The sequence below is a fragment of the Kribbella albertanoniae genome (assembly GCF_004348455.1).
Taxonomy (GTDB): Bacteria; Actinomycetota; Actinomycetes; order Propionibacteriales; family Kribbellaceae; genus Kribbella; species Kribbella albertanoniae.
Genome location: NZ_SMKA01000130.1, coordinates 1 through 23804 on the forward strand (window position 1 = coordinate 1; position 23804 = coordinate 23804).

Annotated in this window: 27 protein-coding genes, 1 tRNA gene and 1 other RNA gene; 15 read left to right on the forward strand and 14 right to left on the reverse strand. The window is 66.9% G+C overall.

Annotated elements, in window-relative coordinates:
- Window positions 1–55 precede the first annotated feature (55 nt).
- Window positions 56–1681, reverse strand: a complete 1626-nt coding sequence (locus E1261_RS24965; RefSeq protein WP_165952647.1) for a long-chain fatty acid--CoA ligase — start codon at window positions 1679–1681, stop codon at window positions 56–58.
- Window positions 1682–1798: 117 nt separating this feature from the next.
- Here E1261_RS24965 and E1261_RS24970 point away from each other — a divergent pair, with 117 nt between their 5' ends.
- From E1261_RS24970 to E1261_RS24980, 3 genes are read left to right on the forward strand one after another with little or no spacing between them, the layout of a single operon-like run.
- Window positions 1799–2296, forward strand: a complete 498-nt coding sequence (locus E1261_RS24970; protein WP_132410495.1) for a MarR family winged helix-turn-helix transcriptional regulator — start codon at window positions 1799–1801, stop codon at window positions 2294–2296.
- 2 nt (window positions 2297–2298) lie between these two features.
- On the forward strand, window positions 2299–2697 hold the full coding sequence (locus E1261_RS24975; RefSeq protein WP_132410497.1) for an SRPBCC family protein: 399 nt from the start codon (window positions 2299–2301) through the stop codon (window positions 2695–2697).
- Between the two features lie 58 nt (window positions 2698–2755).
- Complete coding sequence (locus tag E1261_RS24980; protein ID WP_132410499.1) at window positions 2756–3607, forward strand: alpha/beta fold hydrolase; 852 nt, start codon at window positions 2756–2758, stop codon at window positions 3605–3607.
- Here the strand turns inward: E1261_RS24980 and nadE are convergent.
- Together nadE and ffs are read right to left on the reverse strand one after the other, a co-directional pair.
- Window positions 3600–4418: an ammonia-dependent NAD(+) synthetase gene (gene nadE / locus E1261_RS24985; RefSeq protein ID WP_132410501.1), complete on the reverse strand. Its 819-nt coding sequence runs from the start codon at window positions 4416–4418 to the stop codon at window positions 3600–3602. The genes E1261_RS24980 and nadE overlap by 8 nt on opposite strands.
- 38 nt (window positions 4419–4456) lie before the next feature.
- An RNA gene (gene ffs, locus E1261_RS24990) (signal recognition particle sRNA small type) lies at window positions 4457–4553 on the reverse strand.
- A 117-nt stretch (window positions 4554–4670) separates the two neighbouring features.
- On the opposite strand from ffs, the gene E1261_RS24995 reads away from it, so the two are divergent.
- The 5 genes from E1261_RS24995 (at window position 4671) to E1261_RS25015 (ending at window position 7908) form a co-directional block, all read left to right on the forward strand.
- Complete coding sequence (locus E1261_RS24995) at window positions 4671–5483, forward strand: TIGR03620 family F420-dependent LLM class oxidoreductase (RefSeq protein ID WP_132410503.1); 813 nt, start codon at window positions 4671–4673, stop codon at window positions 5481–5483.
- Window positions 5484–5522: 39 nt separating this feature from the next.
- Window positions 5523–5610: transfer RNA gene (locus E1261_RS25000), tRNA-Ser, on the forward strand.
- 228 nt (window positions 5611–5838) lie between these two features.
- On the forward strand, window positions 5839–6417 hold the full coding sequence (locus tag E1261_RS25005) for a type IV toxin-antitoxin system AbiEi family antitoxin domain-containing protein (protein ID WP_238176411.1): 579 nt from the start codon (window positions 5839–5841) through the stop codon (window positions 6415–6417).
- The gene (locus E1261_RS25010; protein ID WP_132410507.1) at window positions 6417–7316 is read left to right on the forward strand and encodes a nucleotidyl transferase AbiEii/AbiGii toxin family protein; all 900 of its coding nucleotides are present in this window, start codon (window positions 6417–6419) and stop codon (window positions 7314–7316) included. The genes E1261_RS25005 and E1261_RS25010 overlap by 1 nt, the downstream gene beginning before the upstream one ends.
- 241 nt (window positions 7317–7557) lie before the next feature.
- On the forward strand, window positions 7558–7908 hold the full coding sequence (locus E1261_RS25015; protein ID WP_202875009.1) for a hypothetical protein: 351 nt from the start codon (window positions 7558–7560) through the stop codon (window positions 7906–7908).
- 4 nt (window positions 7909–7912) lie between these two features.
- Here E1261_RS25015 and E1261_RS25020 read toward each other — a convergent pair whose 3' ends face one another.
- The gene (locus E1261_RS25020; protein WP_165952648.1) at window positions 7913–8314 is read right to left on the reverse strand and encodes a VOC family protein; all 402 of its coding nucleotides are present in this window, start codon (window positions 8312–8314) and stop codon (window positions 7913–7915) included.
- A 13-nt stretch (window positions 8315–8327) separates the two neighbouring features.
- Window positions 8328–8819: a YfbM family protein gene (locus E1261_RS25025; protein WP_132410509.1), complete on the reverse strand. Its 492-nt coding sequence runs from the start codon at window positions 8817–8819 to the stop codon at window positions 8328–8330.
- Window positions 8820–8925: 106 nt separating this feature from the next.
- Between E1261_RS25025 and E1261_RS25030 the strand changes: the two genes are divergently transcribed.
- Complete coding sequence (locus E1261_RS25030) at window positions 8926–9822, forward strand: zinc-binding dehydrogenase (RefSeq protein ID WP_132410511.1); 897 nt, start codon at window positions 8926–8928, stop codon at window positions 9820–9822.
- Here E1261_RS25030 and E1261_RS25035 read toward each other — a convergent pair.
- A complete protein-coding gene (locus tag E1261_RS25035) occupies window positions 9819–10490 on the reverse strand; it encodes a GntR family transcriptional regulator (RefSeq protein WP_132410513.1) in 672 nt (223 codons plus the stop codon). The two genes, E1261_RS25030 and E1261_RS25035, sit on opposite strands and share 4 nt — an antisense overlap.
- A 156-nt stretch (window positions 10491–10646) precedes the next feature.
- On the opposite strand from E1261_RS25035, the gene E1261_RS25040 reads away from it, so the two are divergent.
- Both E1261_RS25040 and E1261_RS25045 read left to right on the forward strand, forming a co-directional pair.
- Entirely contained in the window at window positions 10647–11036 is a 390-nt protein-coding gene (locus E1261_RS25040) for a limonene-1,2-epoxide hydrolase family protein (RefSeq protein ID WP_132410515.1), read from the forward strand.
- The gene (locus tag E1261_RS25045; RefSeq protein ID WP_132410517.1) at window positions 11033–11947 is read left to right on the forward strand and encodes an MBL fold metallo-hydrolase; all 915 of its coding nucleotides are present in this window, start codon (window positions 11033–11035) and stop codon (window positions 11945–11947) included. The genes E1261_RS25040 and E1261_RS25045 overlap by 4 nt, the downstream gene beginning before the upstream one ends.
- Here E1261_RS25045 and E1261_RS25050 read toward each other — a convergent pair.
- Window positions 11926–12648, reverse strand: a complete 723-nt coding sequence (locus E1261_RS25050) for an SDR family oxidoreductase (protein WP_132410519.1) — start codon at window positions 12646–12648, stop codon at window positions 11926–11928. The genes E1261_RS25045 and E1261_RS25050 overlap by 22 nt on opposite strands.
- A gap of 76 nt (window positions 12649–12724) precedes the next feature.
- Here E1261_RS25050 and E1261_RS25055 point away from each other — a divergent pair, with 76 nt between their 5' ends.
- Together E1261_RS25055 and E1261_RS25060 are read left to right on the forward strand one after the other, a co-directional pair.
- The gene (locus E1261_RS25055) at window positions 12725–13351 is read left to right on the forward strand and encodes a VOC family protein (protein WP_132410521.1); all 627 of its coding nucleotides are present in this window, start codon (window positions 12725–12727) and stop codon (window positions 13349–13351) included.
- Between the two features lie 244 nt (window positions 13352–13595).
- Window positions 13596–14411 carry a nitroreductase/quinone reductase family protein gene (locus tag E1261_RS25060; RefSeq protein WP_132410523.1) on the forward strand — a complete coding sequence of 272 codons (816 nt, stop codon included), beginning with the start codon at window positions 13596–13598 and terminating at the stop codon, window positions 14409–14411.
- Here the strand turns inward: E1261_RS25060 and E1261_RS25065 are convergent.
- The 7 genes from E1261_RS25065 to E1261_RS25095 all read right to left on the reverse strand — a co-directional run bounded on the left by E1261_RS25065 (window position 14402) and on the right by E1261_RS25095 (window position 21498).
- Window positions 14402–15151: a class I SAM-dependent methyltransferase gene (locus E1261_RS25065; protein ID WP_132410525.1), complete on the reverse strand. Its 750-nt coding sequence runs from the start codon at window positions 15149–15151 to the stop codon at window positions 14402–14404. The genes E1261_RS25060 and E1261_RS25065 overlap by 10 nt on opposite strands.
- A gap of 518 nt (window positions 15152–15669) precedes the next feature.
- Window positions 15670–16578 carry a carbohydrate ABC transporter permease gene (locus E1261_RS25070; protein WP_132410527.1) on the reverse strand — a complete coding sequence of 303 codons (909 nt, stop codon included), beginning with the start codon at window positions 16576–16578 and terminating at the stop codon, window positions 15670–15672.
- On the reverse strand, window positions 16571–17509 hold the full coding sequence (locus E1261_RS25075) for a carbohydrate ABC transporter permease (protein WP_132410529.1): 939 nt from the start codon (window positions 17507–17509) through the stop codon (window positions 16571–16573). Before E1261_RS25075 ends, E1261_RS25070 begins: the two co-directional genes overlap by 8 nt.
- Entirely contained in the window at window positions 17506–18786 is a 1281-nt protein-coding gene (locus E1261_RS25080; protein ID WP_132410531.1) for an extracellular solute-binding protein, read from the reverse strand. The genes E1261_RS25075 and E1261_RS25080 overlap by 4 nt, the downstream gene beginning before the upstream one ends.
- Before the next feature lie 135 nt (window positions 18787–18921).
- Complete coding sequence (locus E1261_RS25085; RefSeq protein WP_132410533.1) at window positions 18922–20013, reverse strand: hypothetical protein; 1092 nt, start codon at window positions 20011–20013, stop codon at window positions 18922–18924.
- Window positions 20010–20435: a hypothetical protein gene (locus tag E1261_RS25090; protein ID WP_132410535.1), complete on the reverse strand. Its 426-nt coding sequence runs from the start codon at window positions 20433–20435 to the stop codon at window positions 20010–20012. The genes E1261_RS25085 and E1261_RS25090 overlap by 4 nt, the downstream gene beginning before the upstream one ends.
- Window positions 20410–21498, reverse strand: a complete 1089-nt coding sequence (locus E1261_RS25095; protein ID WP_132410537.1) for a substrate-binding domain-containing protein — start codon at window positions 21496–21498, stop codon at window positions 20410–20412. The genes E1261_RS25090 and E1261_RS25095 overlap by 26 nt, the downstream gene beginning before the upstream one ends.
- Before the next feature lie 91 nt (window positions 21499–21589).
- On the opposite strand from E1261_RS25095, the gene E1261_RS25100 reads away from it, so the two are divergent.
- Together E1261_RS25100 and E1261_RS25105 are read left to right on the forward strand one after the other, a co-directional pair.
- On the forward strand, window positions 21590–22225 hold the full coding sequence (locus E1261_RS25100; RefSeq protein WP_132410539.1) for a DUF624 domain-containing protein: 636 nt from the start codon (window positions 21590–21592) through the stop codon (window positions 22223–22225).
- Window positions 22226–22284: 59 nt separating this feature from the next.
- Complete coding sequence (locus E1261_RS25105; protein ID WP_132410541.1) at window positions 22285–23721, forward strand: DHA2 family efflux MFS transporter permease subunit; 1437 nt, start codon at window positions 22285–22287, stop codon at window positions 23719–23721.
- Window positions 23722–23804 lie beyond the last annotated feature (83 nt).

Sequence of the window (23804 nt, forward strand, 5' to 3'; positions counted from 1 at the left end):
GACCCACAGACAGGTAAGGGCTCCCGCTGTTGGCGGGAGCCCTTGGTGGGGAGGGTTACTCGAGGTGGTAGTTGGCGAAGCGGGTTCGGAGGTCTTTTTTGGAGAACTTGCCTACTGAGGTCTTGGGGACCTCTTCGATGAACTCGACGGCGTCGGGCAGCCACCACTTGGCGACCTGGGGGCGGAGGTAGTCGAGGATCTCGGCGCCGGTGACGGTGGCGCCGTCTTGCAGGACCACGCAGGCCAAGGGGCGTTCGTCCCACTTGGGGTGGGGGACGCCGATGACGGCGGCTTCCTTGACGTCGGGGTGGGCCATCAGCAGGTTCTCCAGCTCGACGGAGCTGATCCATTCGCCGCCGGACTTCACCAGGTCCTTGGTCCGGTCGACCAGCCGGACCGATCCGAACTTGTCGATGGCCGCGACGTCTCCGGTCTTCATCCAGCCGTCCTCGGTGTTGAGGACGACGCCGGCGTCGGGGCGGTAGTAGTCGGCCGCGATCCAGGGACCGCGGACCTGTAGCTCACCGGTGGCTTCGTCGTCCCAGGGCAGCGGCTTGATCGAGCCGGGCTCGACGATCCGCACCTCGACGCCGGGGATCGGGACACCCTGCCGGGCTCGCAAGTGGGCCTGCTCCTCCTCGGGGAGGTGTGCATAGCGAGGGGGGACGTGAGCCGCGGTCGCGACCGGGCTGGTCTCGGTCATCCCCCAGGCCTGCAGGATCGGCTTGCCCAGCTTGGCGCGGAACGCTTCGGACAGCGCCAGCGGCACCGCGGATCCACCGCACGGGATCCGCCGCAGGTTGGGCAGCTCGACCCCGTCCAGCAGCGGCAGCAGCCCCTGCCAGATGGTCGGGACGCCGGCCGCCAACGTGACGTCCTGCTCCTTCAACAGCTTGAGGATGCCCGCCGGGCTCATGTCCGGTCCCGGGAAGACCAGGCTCGCGCCGGCCATCGGTGCTGCGTGCGCCAGGCCCCAGGCGTTCGCGTGGAACATCGGCACGACCGGCATCACGGTGTCCGTCTCGGCCAGGCCGATCGCGGAGTTCGTCAGGACGCCGATCGAGTGCAGCCAGGTCGAGCGGTGCGAATAGACGACGCCCTTCGGATTCCCCGTCGTACCGCTGGTGTAGCACATGGCGGCTGCCTGATTCTCATCCTCGACGTGGAACTCGACCGGCTCGACAGCGGCCAGCAGCTCCTCGTAGTCGTGGAAGCGCGGGTCGTCCGGCACCTCGACAGCGGGCGCACCGGCGGGCAGATCATCCATCACGACGATGTGTCTGAGCAGCGGGAGACGGTCGAGCAGCGGAAGGAAGAGCCCCAGCAGCGAGCGGTCGACGAAGACGACCTCGTCCTCGGCGTGATTGGCGATGTAGACGATCTGGTCGGGGAAGAGTCTGATGTTGAGCGTGTGCAGCACCCGGCCGGTGCACGGGGCAGCGAAATACAGCTCGAGGTGGCGCCCGGAATTCCAGGCGAAGGTGCCGACGCGGCCGTCCGCGGTGATCCCGAGATTGTCCAGCACACCGCCCAGGCGTCTGGTCCGCGCGGCCCACTCGCCGTACGTCATCGTCGTCGGCGCCGGCCCGCCGGTGTGCACGGTCCGGTCCGGGTAGAACTGCTCGGCCCGGAGGAAAATGGTGTCCAGGGACAGCTGGTAGTCCTGCATCAGACCCTTCATGCAGACACTGTGCCAGTCCCGGTGTCGCATTGACCATGACCTCAGCAGGACTTTTTCCGGCACTCTTCCTGCACCCGGATAGATGACATGACATACGTGTCGTGTAATCTATTGGGCATGAAGGTTCTGGAGGAGCTGCGTTATCTCGTGCTGGCGATCCAGCGCGAGGGCAACCGGCTGCTCGCCGCAGAGCTGCGCCCGTTGGGGATCACGCCCTCACAGGCCGAGGTTCTGCGGGTCCTGCGCGACCACGGTCCGCTCACGCTGAACGCACTGGGCGGACTGCTGGTCTGTGAGACAGGTAACAGTCCCAGCCGCCTCGTGGATCGACTCGTTGCCCAGGGCCTGGTGCAGCGCAGTGTCGACAAGGTGGACCGGCGCTACCTCGCGCTGAGCCTGACCGCCCAGGGCCGCGCGCTGCACCGCCGCATCGTCACCGCGGAAAACCGCCTGCACCGGACCATCGACAGCCTGGTCGCCGACCGCGAGCTCAGCGAGACGATCGCGACCCTCCGCGCCGTCGCCGACGGCTTCCCCGCCGGCGCCGCCCTGGCCCGCCGGCGCGACCCCGCCCAGCCCATTCGCCCAAGAGAAACAGCCGCCCAGGAGAGATAGACATGGAGCAAGCCACCGACACCATCCCGGCCGGTCCGACCGCCATCCGGCATCTCCTGCTGGACGCCCTCACCCTCCCGGAGTGGAACGAAGCCTTCCTCGCCATCGACGGCCCACCCGCGGCCGCGCAGGGCGCCCACTACGCGTTGCGCGTGCGCCCAGGCCTGTCCGGCGAGCTGCACTACACGGCCGTCGAGGCGGACCGGATCGAGATCACCTGGCAGGTCCCCGGCTTCCGCGAGGTCGGTACCTGGACCATCGGCCCGGACAGCAAAGTCACCCACACCTTCGAGCAGACCGGTCCACTCGCCACGGTCCTGCGCCCGGCGTACCGGAACATCGCCACCATCCGCCTGGCCCGCCTCGCCAACCGCCTCCGCGAGCTCGCCCACAGCGCCTGAAGCTGTCTGAAGCTGTCAGGGGCTGCCGCGAGACACGCTCAGCACCTAGGCTCCGCGCATGCTGATCGAGGTCCGCGGAACCAGGCTGTACGTCGACCGCCGTGGCGCGGCGGATGCGCCACCACTGCTCTTCCTGCACGGCGGGCCGGGGTCCGGTTCGTACGACTTCCTCTCGTTCCAGGGCGACCGACTGGCCGAGCGGCTCCACGTGTTCGGCGTCGACCAGCGCGGCGTCCAGCAGTCCGACCCACTTACCGAGCCCATCACCGAGCTCGATCTACTCGCGGACTTCGAGGCCCTCCGCGAGACGCTCGGTCTGGCGAGCTGGTCGATTCTCGGCCACTCATTCGGCGGTCGTCTGGCACTCCGGTACGCCGTTGCACATCCGGACACCGTCACGAAGGTCATCTTCGAGAACCCGGCCTGGGACGTGCAGCTGAATTCCGAGACCCTGGTCCGGGCAGCACAGCGCATCGCGCCCGCCGTACAGCTCCCGCCGCACGAGGGCCCGGCGACAAAGCAGATGTGGGACGACCGGATCGCGCTCCTGCATGAGCTGGGCGACCGCCGGATGGAGCTCTACCTCGGCCCCGACACCAAGGACCTGATGCTCCCGGCCGACACCGAGATCGCCGACGAGTTGCACGCTCGGTCCGGCCATTTCTCCGAGGTGATCACCCAGACTCCGGAGTTCCTCGAGTCCTTGTTGCCCCTACTCGGGCAGATCACCCAGCCGGCCTTGCTGATCAAGGGTGCGCATGATCCGGTCACCAGTCCGGCGGAGATCGCCCGGTTCCAGGCCGACGTACCGGGTGGAACCTATTACTCGGCGACCGCTGCTGGGCATTTCGTGCATGCCGAGGCGGCGGACGCCTACACGCGACTGGTGACCGACTTCATTCTCAGTTGAAAGCGAGCGGTACGACGCGCTTGTGCGCCGTCCGGCGATGGGTCGCGATGATCGTGCTCGCGGCCTTCTCGTCGACCTCACGACCCTCGAGGAAGTCGTCGATCTCGTCGTACGTGACGCCGAGAACCGTCTCGTCAGGGACGCCGGGGTTGTTGGTCTCGAGGTCCGCGGTCGGCACCTTGCCGGTGATGTCCGGGGCAGCGCCGAGACGAGCGCCGACCTCGCGCACGCGGCGCTTGGTCAGCCCCGAGAGCGGAGTCAGGTCGCACGCGCCATCGCCGTACTTGGTGAAGAAGCCCATCACGGCCTCGGCCGCGTGGTCCGTCCCGACCACCAGACCGCCGCGCGCGCCGGCGACCATGTACTGCGCGATCATCCGCTGCCGCGCCTTGACGTTGCCGACGTGGAAGTCCTCGCGCTCCCCGAACCCGGCGTGCCGCACCGACTCGACCATGGCGTCGGTGGCCGGCTTCACGTCGACCACGAGCGTCTCGTCGGGCCGGATGAACTCCAGTGAGCGCTGCGCATCCGCCTCGTCGGCCTGAACGCCGTACGGGAGCCGCATCGCGACGAACGTCGCCTGCCCACCCTCACCGCGGACGCGCTCGACCGCGAGCTGGCACAGCCGCCCCGCGGTCGCGGAGTCGACGCCGCCGCTGATGCCCAGCACGTACGACGTCGCACCAGTACGGCGGAGTTGGTCGGCGAGGAACTCGACCCGGCGCTCGATCTCGGACTCCGGATCGAAGGCCGCCGGCACGCCCAGCTCGGCGATGATCAGTTCCTGCAGGTAGCGGCGTTCGTCGCTCATCGGGGCTCCCTCACGGGCCTGGTGTGATCGGGCCTGGACATGAGGATTCCCCGCGCACCCGGAAGAGCTCACTTACCCTTGCTGCCTTCCGGCCCTGGGGGAGTTGGGCGAGATACCGCCACGCGGGGAACCGTCAATGAGTGTACGGGATGGCGTGCCCCGACCGGGAATCGGGCCACCCAGTCCACGCCCGTTCCACGCTGTCAGCGAACACCCTCGCGCGCCGGGCCGACGCCACCGCAAGCTTAGTACGTGACAGATCATCAATTCGGCCGGTTCGGGATCGCGACCGGCCTGGACAGCAGCCCGCATTCACTCGCCGCCGCGCAGACCGCCGAAGAACTCGGCTACCCCGCGATCTGGCTGTCCGGCGGTCCGCTGCCCGGACTGCAGACGGTCGCTGATCTGATCGGCGCGACGAACTCGATCAAGTTCATCACCGGCGTCCTGGCGGTCGTCACGTATCCAGCCGCCGACGTAGCAGCGACGTACGCCGCCCTCGAATCGACCGGCCGCTTCACAGTCGGCCTGGGCGGAGCGCACGGTCCACATCCGATCGCACGACTGACGGCGTACCTGGAAGAGCTCGAAGTACCCGTCGAGCACCGGGTTCTCGCCGCCCTCGGCCCGCGGATGCTGGAGCTCGCCCGCGACCACTCCGCCGGCGCCTTCCCGTTCCTCATCACCCCCGCGTACACCGCCGAGGCACGCAAGACGCTCGGGCCGGACAAGCTGCTCGCCGTGAGCCATCTCGTCGTACACGAGACAGACCCGGACAAGGCGCGGGCGATCGCCCGCGACACCATCAGCTTCTTCCCGACGATCCCCGCGTACGCCGCGTCGTTGGAACGCCAGGGGTTCAGTCCGGCCGACCAGGCAGAACTGCCGGACCACATGGTCGACGCCCTGGCCGCCTGGGGCACCCCCGCCGACATCAAGGCCAAGCTGTCCGAACACCTGACCGCCGGCGCGGACCACGTCGCCATCAACGTAATCACCGGCATCACCGGCCCCCAGCCCACCAACCAATGGCGAGCCCTGGCACCCACCCTGCTCGCCCCCTGATTTCCACAACTCCCATCCCCTCGCGTATCCTCTCCGCTTGGAGGATTCGCCTAGTGGCCTAGGGCGCACGCTTGGAAAGCGTGTTGGGGGCAACCCCTCACGAGTTCGAATCTCGTATCCTCCGCCACTCTACGCAGTGGCCACCCGACCAGCTTTCCACTGGGCAACGTACGACGTGGTCACCCGCAGGGGCTGAACACACTGAGGGGCGGTTCCCGATGCGGGAACCGCCCCTCAGTCATTCAAAGCCTTTGCCCCCCATCCGACGCCGTGTATCAAAACGCACCCTTCATGGCCTTCAAGGGGTACGATTCGATACATGGGTCCATCGGAGTCACCTCGACTGGAGCAACGGGTGACGACGCTGCCTTCGACGTTCACGACGGCGCAGGCACGACAGATGAACCTGTCGCCTCGGGACTTGGCCACGCTCGTAGGCGACGACGCGATAGTGGAGCTCACGCGCGGCGTCTATCGGCGTACCGATGCCCCCGAGACCGCCCATCTCGATCTGCTGGCAGTGCACACGCGGGTTCCCCGCGCCGTCGTCTGCGGCGAATCCGCCCTCGCCCTTCACGAGCTGATCGACGACATCCCAGCTGCCGTCCACATCGCCGTACCGCGGGGCACCCGCCGCCCGGCAATCGCCTACCCACCAATCGTTGTCGCCCAGTACGCAGTCGCGACCTTCGAGCTCAACATCGCGCAGTACGAAGCCGCCCCAGGAGAGTTCGTGCCCGTCTATGACGCAGCCCGCAGCGTGGTCGATGCCATGCGCCACCGCCATCGCATCGGACAAACGATGGCTCTGTCGGCGCTGGGTCGCTACCTGCGAACCAGCGGCCCGAACGGAGTCGGCGACCTCCAACACATCGCACGCGAACTGAACGCACTCTCCATCATCCGACCAGCCGTCGAGGCGGTTCTTGCCTGATGGTCAACCCAACGCGCGACACCACCGCCGGTCAGGTCTACAACGACCTCCGCAATTCCGCACGCCGCGCCAAGCGCTCGACCGACGAAGTCATGGTCGAGTACGTCCTTGAACGCTTCCTCTACCGACTGGCCACGTCTCCGGACGGCGGAAGGCATTTCGTCCTCAAGGGCGGCCTGCTCCTGGCGCAATTCGGTGCCCGTCGCATGACGCGGGACATCGACATCCTCGGGCGAGCTTTCATCGGCGACGACAGCGAGATCACCCGACGGATCAGTACGATCGCCACCATCGAGATCGACGACGGCGTCACGTTCGATGCGGCGAATCTGAAGACTGTGCCGATTCGCGAGGACGGCCGCTATCACGGGCTGCGCCTGGTGATGCCGGCCTCCATCGCTCGCGCACGCCTGAAGCTGCAACTCGACGTCAGTCTCGGAGATCCCGTCACTCCAGAGCCGCAGCTCATCGAGTACCAGCAGCTACTGACCGCGGACACCTTCAGCATCCTCGGCTATCCGCTGGCGACCGTCATCGCCGAAAAGCTCTCCACCGCCATCGAACTCGGCGACCTCAACACCCGCGACCGAGACTACGGTGACCTGTACCGCCTGCTGAGTACCAATGCCCTGGGCGCAGACGAGGTGTCATCCGCTCTCGCCGCCACGGCCGCACATCGAGGGATCGTACTGAGGCCGCTCAGCTCAGTCATCGCTGACCTGCCACGACTACGACAGTCCTCATACACCGCGTGGGTACGACGCCAAGGTGCAACCGCCACCGACTACCCACCCGACTTCGCAGACGCACTCACGTTGATCACAGCTTTCGCAGACCCACTCGTCAGCGGCAGCACACAAAACAAAACGTGGAACCCCGACCACGCAGCCTGGACCTGACTCATGGCAGCACGCTTGGAAAGCGTGTTGAGGGCAACCCCTCACGAGTTCGAATCTCGTATCCTCCGCCACTCTACGCAGTGGCCACCCGACCAGCTTTCCACTGGGCAACGTACGACGTGGTCACCCGCAGGGGCTGAACACACTGAGGGGCCGATTTCCGATCCGGGAGCCGGCCCCTCAGTCATCCCGCCCAGGTCGTACGGCCGAGTGGCGCCTGCGGGCTGTCAGACTGGGCGCCATGTCTGACCAGCAGCCAGCCCATCATCCGGCCCAGTTCCCCGGTGCGCCCCAGGCGTACGGGCCACCGCAGGCCCAGGCGGTCAGCGTGAGCTACCAGCGATGGGCCCGCATTCTCGTCTGGCTCGCAGTCATCATTGCGGTCTTCATCGTGGTGGCGGTCGTGCTGAGCATTGTCTTCCTGGTCATGGCGGACGCGGACACGAGCAACGCCGCCTTGGGCTATCTCGCCATCGTTCTCTGGGTCGCGATCGTCGCCGCGATCCCGGCCCTGCTCGCGGTCGGCATCCCCGGTGTGGTCATGACGCAGCGTGTACGGCGGCAGCGCCAGGCGGGGATCATACCTTCGTAAGGCCCTAGCGGCAGAGGCAGAAGGGGTTGCCTGCGGGGTCGATCATGACCCGGACGTGCTCCTGCGGCTGCTCCTCGGCAAGGGTCGCGCCTGCCTCGAGGGCCCAGGCGACGGCCTGGTCGAGGTCGTCCACGCCGATGTCGAGGTGCACCGTTGCGTGCTGAGCACCGGGCTTGCTCGGCCAGACCGGGCGCTCGTACTCCTCGTCGGACTCGATGTTGATGCCTAGCAGCGTTCGGTCCGGGTCGCCCTCGGGCGGGTGGAGCTGGACCCAACCGCCCTTCGGCCCTTCCTCGGCGATCCGCCAGCCGAGCAGGCGCTCGTAGAACCTGGCCAGCTCCCGGGCGTGTGGAGCCGGGGCTGCCGCGATCGTGACAGCCCCGATGCGCATTCGCGGTCGTGTCATGCGGAGACTGTACTTACTGATCGACGACGAAGACCGTTGCCCAACCGGCCTGTGCGGCCCGTTGGTAGAACGTGGTGAGTTCCTGCAAGTTGGAGGTCAGGTAGGCCAAGTCGTCCTGGTCGATCGCGGCGCCGTAATCGTCCGGGTCGAGTGTCCAGTACCTGGCGATGAACGGGTCAAGATCGAGGACGGCGAGAGCGGCCGCCACCTCGCGGACCTCGGCCGGCGTGTTGTAGCTGACGACGTAGCCGTCGCCCCGGTGCAGCGGCAGACCGCCGAGGACGACCGCGTTCAGCGGATAGGTGCCGTCCTCACCGCCGAGCCGCCCCTCGGTAAGGCAGCGGTGGATACCGTCCCAAGCCTTGTCCACTTCGCATTCGTCCGGCGCGTTGGTCATGCCGAGTTCGTCGATGACCTCGATCAGTCCCTCGTCGTTGCCGTCCTGGGCCAGCAGCAGTGCGACGGAGGGTTCATCGAGGGCGAGAAAGTATCCACGACAGGCCATGCCGGACAGTAGCGCGCCGCAGTGGCAGAACACACTGAGCTGCCTTTCTGGGCAGAGGCGGGGCTTCGGCCGCTGAGCTGGGAACCTGCGGCCTATCGTCGGGAGGGTGCTTGCTCTCGTTAAGGCTGGTCGGTCTGTTCGCCTGACTGCTGTTGATGATCCGGTGCCGCTGCCGGATCAGGCGGTGGTTCGGGTTCGGGCGTTCTCGTTGAACCAGGGTGAGGTGCTCGATCTGGTGAAGTTGCCGGAGGGAGCAGTCACCGGGTGGGACGTGGCGGGCGAGGTCGTGCAGGCTGCGGCTGACGGGAGTGGGCCGGCGGTCGGCACGCGGGTTGTGGGGCTGGTACGGCGGAAGGGTGCGTGGGCGGAGTTGGCCGCGATCCCGACGCAGTGGATGGCCGAGCTCCCGGCGGGCGTTTCCGACGTACAGGCTGCGACGTTGCCCACGGCCGCGTTGACGGCGTTGCGGTCGCTCAAGATCGGCGGGCTGTTGCTGGGCCAACGGGTGCTGGTCACCGGGGCGACCGGCGGGGTCGGACGGTTCGCCGTACAGCTGGCGCAGTTGGCTGGTGCGCACGTCACAGCGCTTGTACGGCGTTCCGCGGTGACCGAGTTGCTCGGCGCGGATGTGGTCACGCAGCGGATCGAGGGTGATTTCGCCCTGATCGTGGAAGCGGTCGGAGGCACGGTCTTCGGTCAGTCGATTGAGCACCTGGCACCGCACGGCGTGGTGGTCAGTCTCGCCACTCAGCAAGACGAGGGGCCGATCAGCTTCCGGGCCGGGTGGTACTCACGCTCACCCGGAGCCCGGATCTACACCCTCAACAACTTCGACGAACCGGGAAGCGTCGCCGACGACCTGACCCGACTGTGCCGACTCGTCGCCGCCGGTCGGCTGGACGGTCAGGTCGAACTGGAGACTTCCTGGCGGGAGACCCCGTCCGCGATCGAGACCCTGCTGGACCGCCGCATCACCGGCAAGGCAGTCCTGCACGTCGACTAAGGAGTCTGGTAGCGGTAGGCATCGGCGCTCCGGGCCTGGGCGAAGAACACCGGGCGCCCGGTTGCGTCCGAGACAAGGCTGTCCGAGCGGAGGAGTGGGGTTCCGGCCGGGACCTGGAGGAGGACGCGGTCCGCGTCGTCGGCGAGGACTGCGCGGAGGGTGGTTCGAGCAGTGGAAAGGACCACTCCGGCGGCGCGGAGGGTGGCGGGCAGGTCGTTGGTGAACGTGTCGCGGCTGAGGTGCTCGTGTTCAGGTGAGCGCACATAGAAGGTGCCGACGGCCGCGACGGTGCCGTGGCTCCAGTTACGGACCTCGACGATCAGGCAGGCCTCGCCCTCGTCCACCGGCAGGATCGTGGTCAGCGGCGGCGGTCCGTCCAGCACGAACCACTTCAGTACTTCGCTGACCAGGCCCACGGCGGATGTCGAGGCGTCCAGACCGATGTCGACGACGGGTGCAGTGGGAGCCCACGCCGTACCGACACCTCGGCGACGATCCACCCGGCCGGATTGGGCGAGCAGAGCGAGGGCCTCGCGAACCGTGCTGCGGTTGGTGCCGAAGAGTTGCATCAGGGTCTCTTCGCCCGGGAGGCGTGCGGCAGCGCCCTCCTCGAGGGCCCACAGCTCGACGATGTCGCGGAGGAAGCGCGCGTCGACGTGGCTCTGCATTTGCTCATCCTAGAGCCGGCGCAGGTACGGCGGAACTCGGCCGCGCGACCGTGAATTGCCTGGTCAGGGACTGATTTCCGGGGCGGAACGCGGCGATCTCGACCGGGTGGGGCAAGCCGCCCATACTCGCCTCACCCAACTGGCGAAGGAGATCTGATGCACGATCTGGAGAAGCTCACCCGGCAGTTCCTGGAGTCGTTCACCGACGGCGCGGCGCTGCTGGCGGCGTTTCAGGAGCAGGTTGCCGAAGGCATCGATTGGCACAACATCGGGCTCTCCCGGACACTCGGGCGGGAGCAGGGAGTCGCAGCGCTGGGAGCGATGCTCGGGCCGGGGATTCGTGGGTTCGAGATCGAGGTTCAGCACGTCGCCCGGGCAGGCCAGACCGTGCTGTCCGAGCGGTACGAGCGGCTGGTGAAGAACGACGGCTCGCTGGTGTTCGAGGCTCAGGTCGCCGCGGCGTTCGACTTCGATGCCGCGGGGCTGATCGTGGCGTGGCGGGAGTACCAGGACACGGTTCCGTTCGCAGGGCAGGCACCACGATGACGGCGTACGAGATCGCGCACAAAGTGCCCAGCCGGGCCGAGGTGAACGCGATGCTGGTCACCGCGCCGATCGGGATTCGGCGGCTGTCGGACCGGCTGACCGCGCTCGAGCATCCCAGTGGCAACATGCTGGTCTCGCACGGACCAGACGGCGTACTGGTGGTGGACTGCTACTCCGATGCCATGCAATCACTGGTGGACAAGGCGATCCGGAGCTTCACAACGGCGCCTTACCGATACGCCGTACCGACGCATTTCCACTATGACCATGCGGGTGGCGCGGCCCTCTTTGCCGGCGGCGGGGCCGCGGTTGTCGGCGTACCGCAGACGAGGCACCGGATGGCGGCACCGCATCGCGCCGGGCACATGGGGGTTGAGCAGGAGGCCTATCCGGCGGTCGCGCTGCCGACTCTCACGTACGGCGATGCGCTGACGCTCGACCTGAACGGAGAGTCAGTGGGCCTACGATCGTTCGTCGCCCATACCGACACCGACTCGGTCGTCCACTTCGCCGAGGCCGACGTGATCCACACCGGCGACATCTTCGTCAACATGGAAGGCGTCCCGACCTATCCGTTCGTGGACACCGCGGCCGGCGCCTCCACGCTCGGCGTACTCGCCGCGGTCGAGCACGCCCTCACTCTCTGCACCACGTCGACGTTGGTCTTCCCCGGGCATGGGCCGCAGACCACGTCACAACACCTCGCCTGGTACGGCGACCTGCTCCGCACCGCGCACGAATCGGTCGCCGATCGCTTGGCCGCGGGGGATCCCAAACCGGCCATCGTTGCGGCAGCGACCGAGATCCTCCGCTCGTTCCCACTGGAGAACCCGCTGATCGAGGACTGGCTCTTCATCAGCGACGTGGTCGATTCACTGCAAGTGGCCGATCAGCTCTTGCCGGCGAGGTAGTCGGCGAAGGTGATCGTCCCGTACGGCGGGCCTGGGACCTGGGCGGCGCCGGCGGCGAAGGCGTGGAAGATCTTGCCGGGGACGCGGACCGGGACGACCGGCCGGCGGGAGCTTCGAGCGGACTTCCAGAGGCGGGCGAGGTCCGGTACGGCGTGGGATTCGGGGCCGCCGATGTCGGGGGCTCGGCCGGGAGTGGGGTCGGCGACCAGTTCGGTGAGGCGGGCGGCGACGTCTTCGGTGGCTATCGGCTGCAGCGGGATTGCCGGGGCAAACAAGGCCGGGAGTTTCAGAGCGAAGACCTGATCCAAGAGGTCGTGGAACTGAGTGGCACGCAGGATCGTGTGCGCCGGGTGAGCTTCGACCAGATGCTCGGCCTCGAGTTTGTAGCGGTAGTACGCGAGCGGGATCTGGTCGATGCCGACAATCGACATGTAGATCACGTGCGTCGTCCTCGGGGTGAAGGTGAGCAGGTTGCGCGTCTGCTGTACATCTCGGCGCCCTTGACCGGTAGCCAGGTGGACCACCAGATCGACGCCGTCGATGGCAGCCGCAACGCCGTCGCCGCTGGTCAGGTCGCCGGTCATCACCCCGGGGCCGGTACGGCGACTCAGCACGCGGACCGAGTGACCAGCAGCACGAAGTCGGTCGACTGTCGGCCGCCCGAGCCGCCCGGTACCACCGGTGACGAGGAGGGTCTTCATTCGGATGTCCTTTCCTTGATCAACGTATAGACCCGCGGGAGCCCAGCCGTGTGACATCGCTGTTAGGTTCACCGGTATGGGCGATCGGGTAACGGCTGGGGAGTTCCATTCGGCCGAAGGGGTTGAGGACTGGCGGTCGGTCTATCACTTGGTTTCGGCGCACTTCCGGACCGGGTCGCTGGCGGAGGGTACGGCGTTCGTGGGCGCGCTCGAGCCGGTTGTCGGGGAAGCGGCGGAGTACCTCGCGGTTGACCTACGGGCCGCGGGGGTGACGGTTTCGTTGGGCCGGCGGGATGTGGGGTTGGCTCGGCGGATCTCCGGGGTGGCGGCGGAGCTTGGGCTGCGGGCCGACCCGACTGTGGTGCAGGTCGTCAATGTGAGCGTGGATGCGCTGGTGGGTGCCGATGTACTGCCGTTCTGGCGCGCAGTGCTGGGGTACGGGCAGATCGGGGACGACTACTTGTTCGACCCGTTGCGCCGCGGGCCCGCGGTGGGGTTCCAACCGATGGATGTCGCGCGGGTTGGGCGCAATCGGATTCACGTGGATGTGGCGGTAGGCCACGACCAGGCTGAGTCTCGGGTGGCGGCAGCCCTGGCTGCGGGTGGGCGCCTGGTCTCGGACGAGCATGCGCCGAAGTGGTGGGTGCTGGAAGATGCCGAGGGCAACGAAGTCTGCGTGGCCACCTGGATGGGGCGCGACTAGGCGGACCTGCACGCCATCACAATTGCTCCCCGCCGGCGTGCCCAGGCGTGGTTGCGTCAGCGTGAAAGCGATTGTGATGGGCCGGCGGTCCGTCTAAGGTGTACGACGTGACTACCGGGTCGGCTAAACGCCATGCACGAGTTGGGTTCCCGGTCGCTCTCTGAGCGCCGGAGGGGCCGCCCGCGGGCCGCCCATGTCTTCTCTCTCATCGCACCAGCGCAGTATCCCCAACCGAGAGAAGAGAATGCCGAACCCTTTTACCGATGCACTGATTACTGAGTTCCGCGCGAACAACGGCAAGCTGAGCGGGCCGTTCGCCGACGGAAGAATGTTGCTACTGACAACGACTGGACGCCGGTCCGGGCGCGAGCACACCGCCGTCATCGGGTATTACCCGGACGGCGATCGCGTCCTGGTCGTCGGCTCGGCCGGCGGCGACGACAAGCACCCGGACTGGTATCTCAACCTGCTCGCCAACCCCGAGGTCACCGTCGAGACGGGCCTGTTCACCTACCAGGCAGACGCCGTGCCGCTCACCGGGACCGAGCGGGATGACGTGTTCGCCCGGCTCGTCGAGGCGGACAAGGGCTGGGGTGAGTACCAGGCCGGTACGGCGCGAACGATTCCCGTGATCGCCCTTACCCAGAAGCAGATCGGGCCGCCGCGTGGAAGCGGTTCGTTCGCGGATCTGCTGGTCCGGATCCATACCGCGTTCCGGCAGGAGCTCGCGTTGATCCGCGAGGAGGTTGCAACGTCCGGCACGGCGGGGGTCGGTGCGCAGCTGCGCGTCAACTGCCTCACACTGTGCCAGGGCCTGCATCATCACCACACCGGCGAATCCGGCGGCATCTTCCCGGGACTGCTTCAGCAGCACCCCGAGCTGGCGGACGAGATCGCCGTACTGCAGGCAGAGCACGACCAACTCGCCGTACACCTGGAGGAGTTGGAGAAGCTCCTCACCACACCGCAGCCCGACCTGCTCCCCGAGATCGACCGCATCGTCGCTCTCCTCACGGCCCACCTGGACCGTGAGGAGGCGTCTCTACTGTCCTACTTGTGAGCCAGTAGGGCGTAGGCGTTCGGAAGGCGACCGGACCAGGCAGCAGCTGTGTGCCCGTCGCCCGGCCGCCAGAACGGCTCGGCGTACTCCTCCAGTACGTCGAGCCGCAGCCCGGCCCGCGTGATCGCGGTGACGATCTGGCCGAGCGTCCACTGCCATTCGCGCGCGCCATTGCCGGGGAACGTGTCGTTGACATGGGACTCCGCGAAGTAGCTGCGGTCCGAACGAATCCGCGGCTCATCCTCGTCCCAGGACCACAGTGGCACCGCCGGATGCGCGTCATACACGAAGAGGCTGCCGCCAGGCCGCAGCACCCGCGCCGCATCCCGAGCCCAAGCATCGAGATCGCGCATCCAAATCACCGCACCCTTGCCGGTGTAAACGAGGTCCGCACATCCATCACGCACCGGTACGCCGGGGACCTCAGCAGCAAGGTAATGGCACGGTACGCCGACCTCCGCCGCCCGCCGCTGCGCCGCTCCCGCTGCGACCACGCTGTAGTCGATCCCGACCACAGCCCGCGCCCCCGCACGCACAAGCGCAGGATCGTCCACCCCATGCCCACTCTGAAAGTGCACGACAGTCGGACCGCCGGAAAGCACCGGTCCCAACAACTCAAGCTCCCGCGGAAACAGCTCCCGCCCACCCCGCGCCTCTTCCAGCAGCTCGTCGTACTCCCGAACATGCTTCTCCGAAGCCCGCTCCCAAACCGCCCGGTTACCCCGCACCGCCTCATCCATCCCGCGAGTCTGTCAGCGCATCAAACACGTCGCGAACGAAATACGCTCCCGAGATCCTGGAGCGGCAGTCACCTTGAGCATCCATCAACCATCCGCCACCCCGCGAAACGGTTGAACCGTGCTCAACGTCGCCCGGCCAGCTCACCTTGAGCACCCCTCAACCACATCCGGGCCACGCGCATGGTTGAACCGTGCACAACGTCGTACCAGCTCGTATCGAGAGCCCTCACCGGCCTTGGGACCACTCCGGCCATTTTTACTACTCAGTGTCATCGTGACTGTGCGTGACGTGACGATTTCTGGAAGATCGGCTGACGGAGAAGAAATCGTTCGGGGAAATGGCGAAAAAACCGTACGGAGGTGTAACGGACGGCGGACTGTGACGATAAACAGGTGAGCGTGCCGGTGGGGGGCCAGCGGAACGCTCCGGTGCTTCTTCGGATCGCCGGATTGTGGGGGGAACTCACAGGTGCTCACCCGGGGCGGGGTGAGCACCTGTTTGAGTTGTACGGGCCCCGTCAGCCCTTGATGCCGACGTTCGCCATGCCTTCGATGAAGCGCTTCTGGGCGAACACGAAAAGCACGATCATCGGCAGGGTCGCGAGCGCCGTACCGGCCATCAAATAGGGCCACTGGATCTCGGCCGGGTTCTGGGAGAAGATCGCCAGCCCCAGCTGGAGTGGGCGCATCTCGTCCGAGGTGGTGATCATCAGCGGCCAGAGGAAGCCGTTCCAGGCGGCCTCGATCTGGAACACCGCGATGGTGATCAGGGCCGGCTTGATCAGCGGCGTCATGATCCGCCAGAAGATGCCGAACTCACCGAGGCCGTCGACGCGGGCCGCCTGGGCGAGCTCGTCCGGTAGCGAGACGAAGAACTGCCGGGCCAGGAAGGTGAAGAACGGCGCGGCGCCGAGCGGGATGATGAGTCCCCACCAGGAGTTCAGCCAGCCGATGCCGCCCTGGCCGAGGATGTTGTTGCCGCCGAACAGCGGGATCGACTTCACGATCATGAACAGCGGTACCAGGATGATCTGGAACGGCACCAGCAGCAGCACGATGAAGTAGCCGAGCATGAACTTGCCGCCCTTGAGCGGCAGCTTCGCCAGCGCGTACCCGGCCGTCGTACAGACCACCAACGTGAACGCCGTCTCGCCGATGGCGATCAGCGCGCTGTTGCGGAAGTAGCGCAGGAACGGCGCGGACTGCATCGCCTCGGTGAAGTTGCTCCACCGCAGCTCACCAGGCAGCCACGAGAACTTGAGGATCTCGAGCTCACTCTTGAATGCCGTCAGCACCATCCACAGGAACGGCGTGACCATCAGCAGCGCACCGATGATCAGTACGACGTACAGCAGGATCCGGCCCGGCCGGACCGCCGACGGCTTCGTCGAGGCCGGCACGACCGCCGGCAACGTGGCGCTAGTCATTGGTATCCGCCCTCTGGAGCAGGCGCCCGACACCGATGAAGACGGCGATCACGATCATCATGATCACGGTCTCGGCGGACGCATAGCCGAGTTTCAGGTCCTGGAACGCGTTCTGGTAGATGTCCAGCACCAGCACGCGGGTCTCACTGCCGGGCCCACCGCGCGTCATCACGTAGACCAGGTCGAAGACCTGGAAGGTGCCGACGATCGACGTGATCAGCACGAAGAACTGCACCGGGCCGAGCGCCGGCAGCGTCACGTTGCGGAACTTCTGCCACCGCGAAGCGCCGTCGATGTCGGCGGACTCCAGCAGGTCACGGGAAACGCCCTGCAACGCGGCCAGGTAGATGATGATCTTGGTGCCGAGGCCCTGCCAGATACCGACCACCATCAGCGAGCCCAGCGCCGTACCGGGGTCGGCCAGCCAGCGGTTCGGCGCGAAGCCGAAGAGGCTGAGGAATCCGTTCGCCAGACCGGAGCCCGGGTTGTAGATCCACAGCCAGATCGTCGCCACCGCGACCGTCGCGGTGACGGTCGGGATGTAGAACGCGGTCCGGAAGAAGCCGATCCCGCGGATCTTCTGGTTCAGCCCGATCGCGACCGCGAGCGAGATCGCCATCGAGATCGGGATCACGACCAGCGCGTACAGCACGGTGTGCCACAGCGAGGCCAGGAAGTCGACGTCGCGGAACAGCTCGGTGTAGTTGCCGAAGCCGACCCACGACCAGGTGTCGCCGAAGCTGTAGTCGGTCAGGCTCAGCGCCAGTACGGCGATCACCGGGATGACGATGAAGATGCCGGAATGCAACAGCGCCGGCGCCAGCAGGGTCCAGCCGGTCCGGACCTGGCTGCGGGTCAGCGTGCCCTTGTCCTTGGCGACCTCACCCTTGCGCGAGGTGGCGAGCGCCGGGCGCTCGAGAGTTGTGCTCATCGGCTTTGTCCTGCCAGGTTGTGCAGCACCTTCGCGGGATCCTTCTGTCCGAGGACCGCCTGGGTGAGCTGGATGTCGAAGTTGCCCCGCATCTCGAGCCAGTTCGGCGGGACCTCGTTCTCGTTCGCGGCCTTGTCCAGACCCTCGGCGACGAACTTGCTCAGCGGGTTGGACTTCGCCTGCGGCGAGTTGGCCGCGTCCTTGTACGCCGGGAGCTTCCGGTTCAGCTTGGCCATCGCGTCCAGGGTGTCCGGCTTGGTCAGCGACTGGATGAACGACCAGGCCGCCTGCTTGTGCCGGCTGCGGGAACCGATCGAGGCCAGGTCGCCACCCATGTACTCGATCTCCTTACCGCTGTTGAAGCGGAAGAACTTCAGGTCGTCGCAGTTCTTCTGGCCGATGCCCTTACCGCCGGTGCTGCAGTCGACCGCACCGCCGACGATGCCCATCGCGGCCTCACCGGAGTAGACCAGCGGCTGCTGGGCGGCGTTCACCTGTCCGTACGGCTGAACATTGTTGATCATCGACTTGATCCAGAGCAGGGTGTCGAGCCCGGCCTGATTGTCGAAGTTCGGCTCGCCTCCGACGTAGAGCGGCGTACCGGTGGAGGCCAGGAAGGTCGTGAACGACTGCCGGAACCCACTGGACGACGCGAGGTCGAAGCCGCTCCGGGTGATGTTGCCCTTGCTGTCCCGCTTGGTCAGCTTCTCGGCCGCGATCTTGATGTCGGCCAGCGACGTCGGCGGCTTCTCCGGATCCAGCCCGGCCTCGATGAACGCGCTCTTGCGCAGCGCGACCGCACGAGTGTCCGCGAGCAACGGGTAGCCGTACATCCGGCCGTCGTAGGTGACCGCCGGGATCAGTGCGGCCAGGCTCTTCTCCCGGATCACGTCCGGGGTCAGACCGAAGTCGCCGAGGTCGGCGAAGATGCGCTTGGAGGCGAACGGCTGGATCCAGCCGACGCCGGTGACCATCACGTCGTACGGGTAGCCCGCCGCGATCGAGGTCGACATCTTCTCGTTGAGATTGTTGTACGTCGCGAAGTCCGGCTCGACCTTCATCTTCGGATAGGCCTTGTGGAAGTCGTCGATGACCTTCTGGAACTGTTGCCGCCCCTCGTTGCTGGGCGGGAACGACGGGAGCAGCACCCGCAGCGTCCCAGTGGCCTCGGCCGGCGGAACACCGTCCGTGCTCTTGTCGATCACCCCGCTGCCACAACTGCTGACCACGACGGCAAGGGCCGTGGCCAGCACTGTCAGTCCCACAGAACGTCTCACAGGGGAACTCCTTCGCATCAAGTGCAGCGAAAGTATGGGAAAGGGCTTTCCTCGTCAAGAGTTCAGGCTTCGAATGATCACTATCGATCAGTTCCGGAACCAGAGCGATCACAGTTCCGCTCGAGCGAACCGACGTCAGCGCTGGATCTCCGGGCTGCGTTCCGGGGACGAGTCGGTCCCCGACCGCCGCGAACCCATCTGATCCTCACTCAACCGACTCGCCGAACTGAGCGGTTCCGAGCCAGAACGACTGGCATGTACGGCGGCCGCCAGGTCCGGCGGCAGTTCCTGCGGCTGCGCGCCGTCGGCGGTCTGCTGGGGCGCGGATTCCTGCGGCGCTTGACCGTTCGATCGATCCTGCTCAGTCGCAACCCCGCGCTCCACGCGCGTCTCCGGCGCCGGCTGGCTCCACTCACGACTGAGGGCTTTGACCTCGTCGACGCCAGCCTGGGCACCTCGGGCCCCCGCAATCGCGGACTGACGCCGCATCTTCTCCTTGTCGGGCTCCGTCTTCAGGTTCTCCAGATCGGAGAACGACGGCTTCATCGCCGCCTCGATCCGCCCGATCGCCGCCTCCCGTTCCTGTTCCGGGATCTTGCCGGGCAGGTCGGAGTTCTCGTAGAGCACCTCGGCTGCGGTACGGAACTTCTCCGCCGGGTTGACCACAGCGAGCCGACGCACGACCTCGGACGGCTCGACCCCGGCGTTCCGCCCGATACCTTCGGTGAAGCGGCGCGCGGCGGGCGTGTAGTGGTCGTACGACGGCTGCGCCTCGGCCGACTTGATGCCGGGAGCGATCTCCTCGAGCCCGAGCTCGTCGATGTACTCGTTGAGGTTGTCGTAACTGTGGACCTCGGTGATGCCTTCTTCGAGCGCCCGCTCCGCGGAGTTCTGGTACGCCGCTTGGCCGTCGACGTGCTCGGTACCCTCCGCCGCGAGTGCGTGGGTGTTCTCGTGATGGACGGTTTTGACTGCCTCACGGTAGGACCGAAGTGTCGCCGGATCCTGGTTGTAGACCCGGGAGTTCTCGAACATGTCCTTGAGCGGGACCGTCACCAACTCGTCGGAGTAGTTGATGGTGTGGTCCCAGCCGACCGAACCACGGATCTTCTCGTTGGGATCGGTAGCGCCGACCTTGCCGTTCCACGACGAGTGGTGGGCACCGGAGACTCTGACGGCGGCCCGGGCCTGCTCCGCCATCAGCTCCCGGTAGGTCGTGACCTTCACTCGGCGTCGGGCTCCAGCGCCTCAGCCAGCATCAGCAGCGATCCGTTCATCTCTATGATGGCGTTCCGCTCGTGCTCGGGTGCTCTGTCGGCGATCCGGCCGATGGCCTGGATCCCGGCGCGCGCACGGGCGATGCGCTCAGCCGGCGTGCCACTGTCGTCGCTGGCCTCGAGGTGGACGCGGATGGCCTCGTTCATGGCGTCCGACCAGGGTTCTTCGTCCTTCGCGCTGAGACTCTCGTCCACGATCGACTCGATCATCGCGACCATGTTGTCGGCGTCACGCCGGTCGGCCGGATCGTTGATCGCGGCGGCCATCTCCTTCAGGCGAGCGATATCGTTCGGCAGGCTCTGCGGCAGGGTCGCCTCGCCGAGGAGCGCCCACACCTTGTCGTGCTCAACCCTGAACTGCTCGTAGTCCATGAGCTGAATCTACCGTTTGCGCTCCGCACGAGGCGCGGACATTGAGCGTCGGGAGCAGTGACAAATGCTGCACCGGGCCCTGGCTGGACTGGAGTTTGCGGAGCAGCAGGTCGCAGGCGGTCTCGCCGAGGGCGAACTTGGGTGGGCAGACGGCGGTCAGGGGGACGACGGCCAGTGCCGCGGTGACGTCGTTGTAGACGACGATCGCCAGGTCCTCGGGGACGCGGAGGCCGCGTTCCATCGCGCGCTCGACCAGGCGGGCGGCGTGTTCGTCGGAGTGGATCAGGGCGGCGCGGGAGCCGAAGGCTTCGCATTCGATCAGGAAGGCGTCGAGCTGGGCCAGGGAGTAGGGGTCGTCGCCGGTCTGCGGGAGCTCGCGCTCCGACACGTAGATGTCGACACCCAGCGTGTCGACCGCCTGTTCGAGCCCGCGCCGCAGCCAGTACGCCGTCACTGTCGGCTGCAGGCTGACCGCGATCCGGCGGTGGCCGAGCTGGACGAAATGGCGCAGCGCGAGCATGGCGCCGTACGCGTGATCGGTGCGGACGTGGTCGTACTCGCGACCGACCTCCGGGAACCCGAAGGCGCGCTCCATCAGGACCAGCGGTACGTCGATCTCGTCCAGGCGGCTGCCGATCCGGTGCGCGTCGGCGTCGCCGTACGCGGTGCTGAGCAGCAGGCCGGCGACGCCGATCCCGAGCACCTTGTCGATCCGCTCGAGCTCGACGTCGGCGTCGTAACCGGACACGCCGAGGACCAGGCGAGCGCCGTACCGGGCCGCGGTTGCCTCGGCACCGCGGATCACGTCGGTGTAGTACGTCGACGCGCTCGGGACCACGATGCCGATCGTCAGCCGGTCGCCGGACGAGCCCTGGTCGGCCGGGCTGGTGCCGATCGCGCCACCGTGCACCCGGCGGAGCAGCCCGGCACCGTCGAGCTCGGCGAGATCCCGGCGTACTGTGATCGCGGAAACGCCCAGCTCGGCGACCAGCTCACCTACGCGGAGCCGGCCGTGCCGGCGCAGGCTCCGCAGGATCAGCTCATGGCGCTCCTGTGCAAGCATGCGGCCCCCTGTGATCTCGGATGATTGTTTGTGATCATACGATCAAAAGTTGGCACATCCGGAATGCGCGTTGAAACGAGGAGGCGAACCAGTGGACCAGGCCGGCGGCCGGACCAACGCAGTGTTGGCGAAACTGACAGTGGTCGGCGATCTGCTCCTGCTGCAGCTGACCTTCCTGGTGCTGAGCGCCGGAATCATCACCCTGTTCCCGGCGGCGTTCGCGCTGCAGCGGGTGCTCCCGGAGGCGATCAGCCAGGAGCGGACCGGGCTGATGCGGCTGTACTTCAGCGAGTTCCGCTGGGCGTTCAAGCGGTTCTGGATGTCCGGATTCGGCCTGTACGTCGGCGGCGTGATGCTCGCCTTCGGTCTGGCGTTCTGGGCGAATTCCAGCGGCCCGGTGCGGATTTTCGCGCTCGCGGTCTTGATCCCGCTGACCGGGATGATCGTCGGGCTCTATCTGAGCGGACTGGCGGTACTGCGCGACGCGGGGACCGACGCGACCATGAAGACCGTGTTCCGGCAGGCCAACCTGTTCCTGCTCCGGCGGTCGCTGCCGGTGGCGGGTGGTGTGATCGGCCTGCTCACCTGGTTCGCGCTGGCGTCACAGGTGCCGACACTGCTCGTGATCGGGTCCGGACTGGTCCCGGCACTCATCGCCTATTGGCTGGGCGGCGGACAACGCCGTACGGAGTCTGAAGAAAAAGATTCGGGCGACGTGTCAATCTGAGCCCCTCCGGTTCGACGTAAGGGTGTAAAGGCCCTCTCGAAGAACTCAAGGAGACTCAGATGTACGCGACGACCGACACCCTGGCGACCACGCCGGCCACGCAGGGCGGCCGCTCGCGCTGGCTCGCTCTCTACACACTGTGCGCGGGCATGTTGATGATCGTGCTCGACGTCACCGTGGTGAACGTGGCCCTGCCGGCCATCCAGGACGACCTCGGCTTCACCAGCTCCTCACTGGCGTGGGTAGTGAACGCCTACCTGATCGCGTTCGGCGGACTGCTACTCCTCGCCGGGCGGCTGGGCGACCTGCTCGGGCGCCGCAACATCTTCATCGCCGGACTGGTCGTTTTCACCGTCGCCTCGGTGTGGTGCGGGCTGGCGTCCTCGCAGGAGGTGCTGGTGATCGCACGGTTCGTCCAGGGCATCGGTGGCGCGCTCACCTCCGCGGTGATCCTCGGCATGATCGTCACACTGTTCCCCGAGCCGCGGGAGCAGGCCAAGGCGATCGGGATGTACGCCTTCGTCGCCTCGGCCGGTGGCTCGATCGGTCTGCTCGCGGGTGGCGTTCTGACCCAGGCGATCAGCTGGCACTGGATCTTCTTCGTGAACCTGCCGATCGGCATCCTGACCGTCGCCCTGGCCCTGAAGCTGATCGAGAAGGACAAGGGCCTCGGCATGGGGCGCGGAACCGACGTACCGGGCGCTGTCCTGATCACTGCGGCTTTGATGCTCGGTGTGTTCACCATCGTGAAGCCGGCCGCGGAGCTGGGCTGGACGGCAGGTCGGACCGTCGCACTGGGTCTGCTGACGCTCACCCTGCTGATCTGCTTCGTGGTCCGCGAGGCGACCGCAGCCAACCCGCTGGTGCCGCTGCGCATCTTCCGCTCCCGCAACCTCTCCGGCGCGAACCTGGTGCAGGCACTGTCCGCCTCCGGGATGTTCGGCATCTTCTTCCTCGGCTCGCTCTACCTGCAGCGAGTGCTCGGGTACGACGCTCTGGAGATCGGACTGGCGTTCCTTCCGACCACCGTGGTGATGGGCCTGCTCTCGGTCCGCTACTCCGAGAAGCTGGTCACCCGCTTCGGCCCCCGCCGCCCCCTGATCGCCGGACTGCTGCTCGTCACCCTCGGCCTGGTCCTCTTCACCCAAGCCCCGGTCGACGGCAACTACGTCGTACACGTCCTGCCGGTACTCGCCCTGCTAGGCCTCGGCGGCGGTATCGCCTTCCCCGCCCTGATGGGCCTGTCGATGGCCGACGTACAGCCCGAGGACGCCGGCCTCGCCTCCGGCCTCATCGGCACCATGGGCGAGGTAGGCGCCGCCCTCGGCCTCGCCGTCCTAGCCACCCTCGCCGCCACCAACACCACCGGCAGCAGCAACCCCCTCCAAGCCCTCACCAACGGCTACCACTTCGCCTTCGCCGTAGCCGCCGCCATCCTCGCCGTCTCAGTCCTCATCGCCTACTTCGTCATGCGCCCCGCCAAGACCACCAACTGAGTACGACGCTCCCCGTGACCCGGCGCGGTCACGGGGAGTTCTCTGTCCGGGTTGTCCACAGGGTGGGGTGGCTGGTTTCGGGG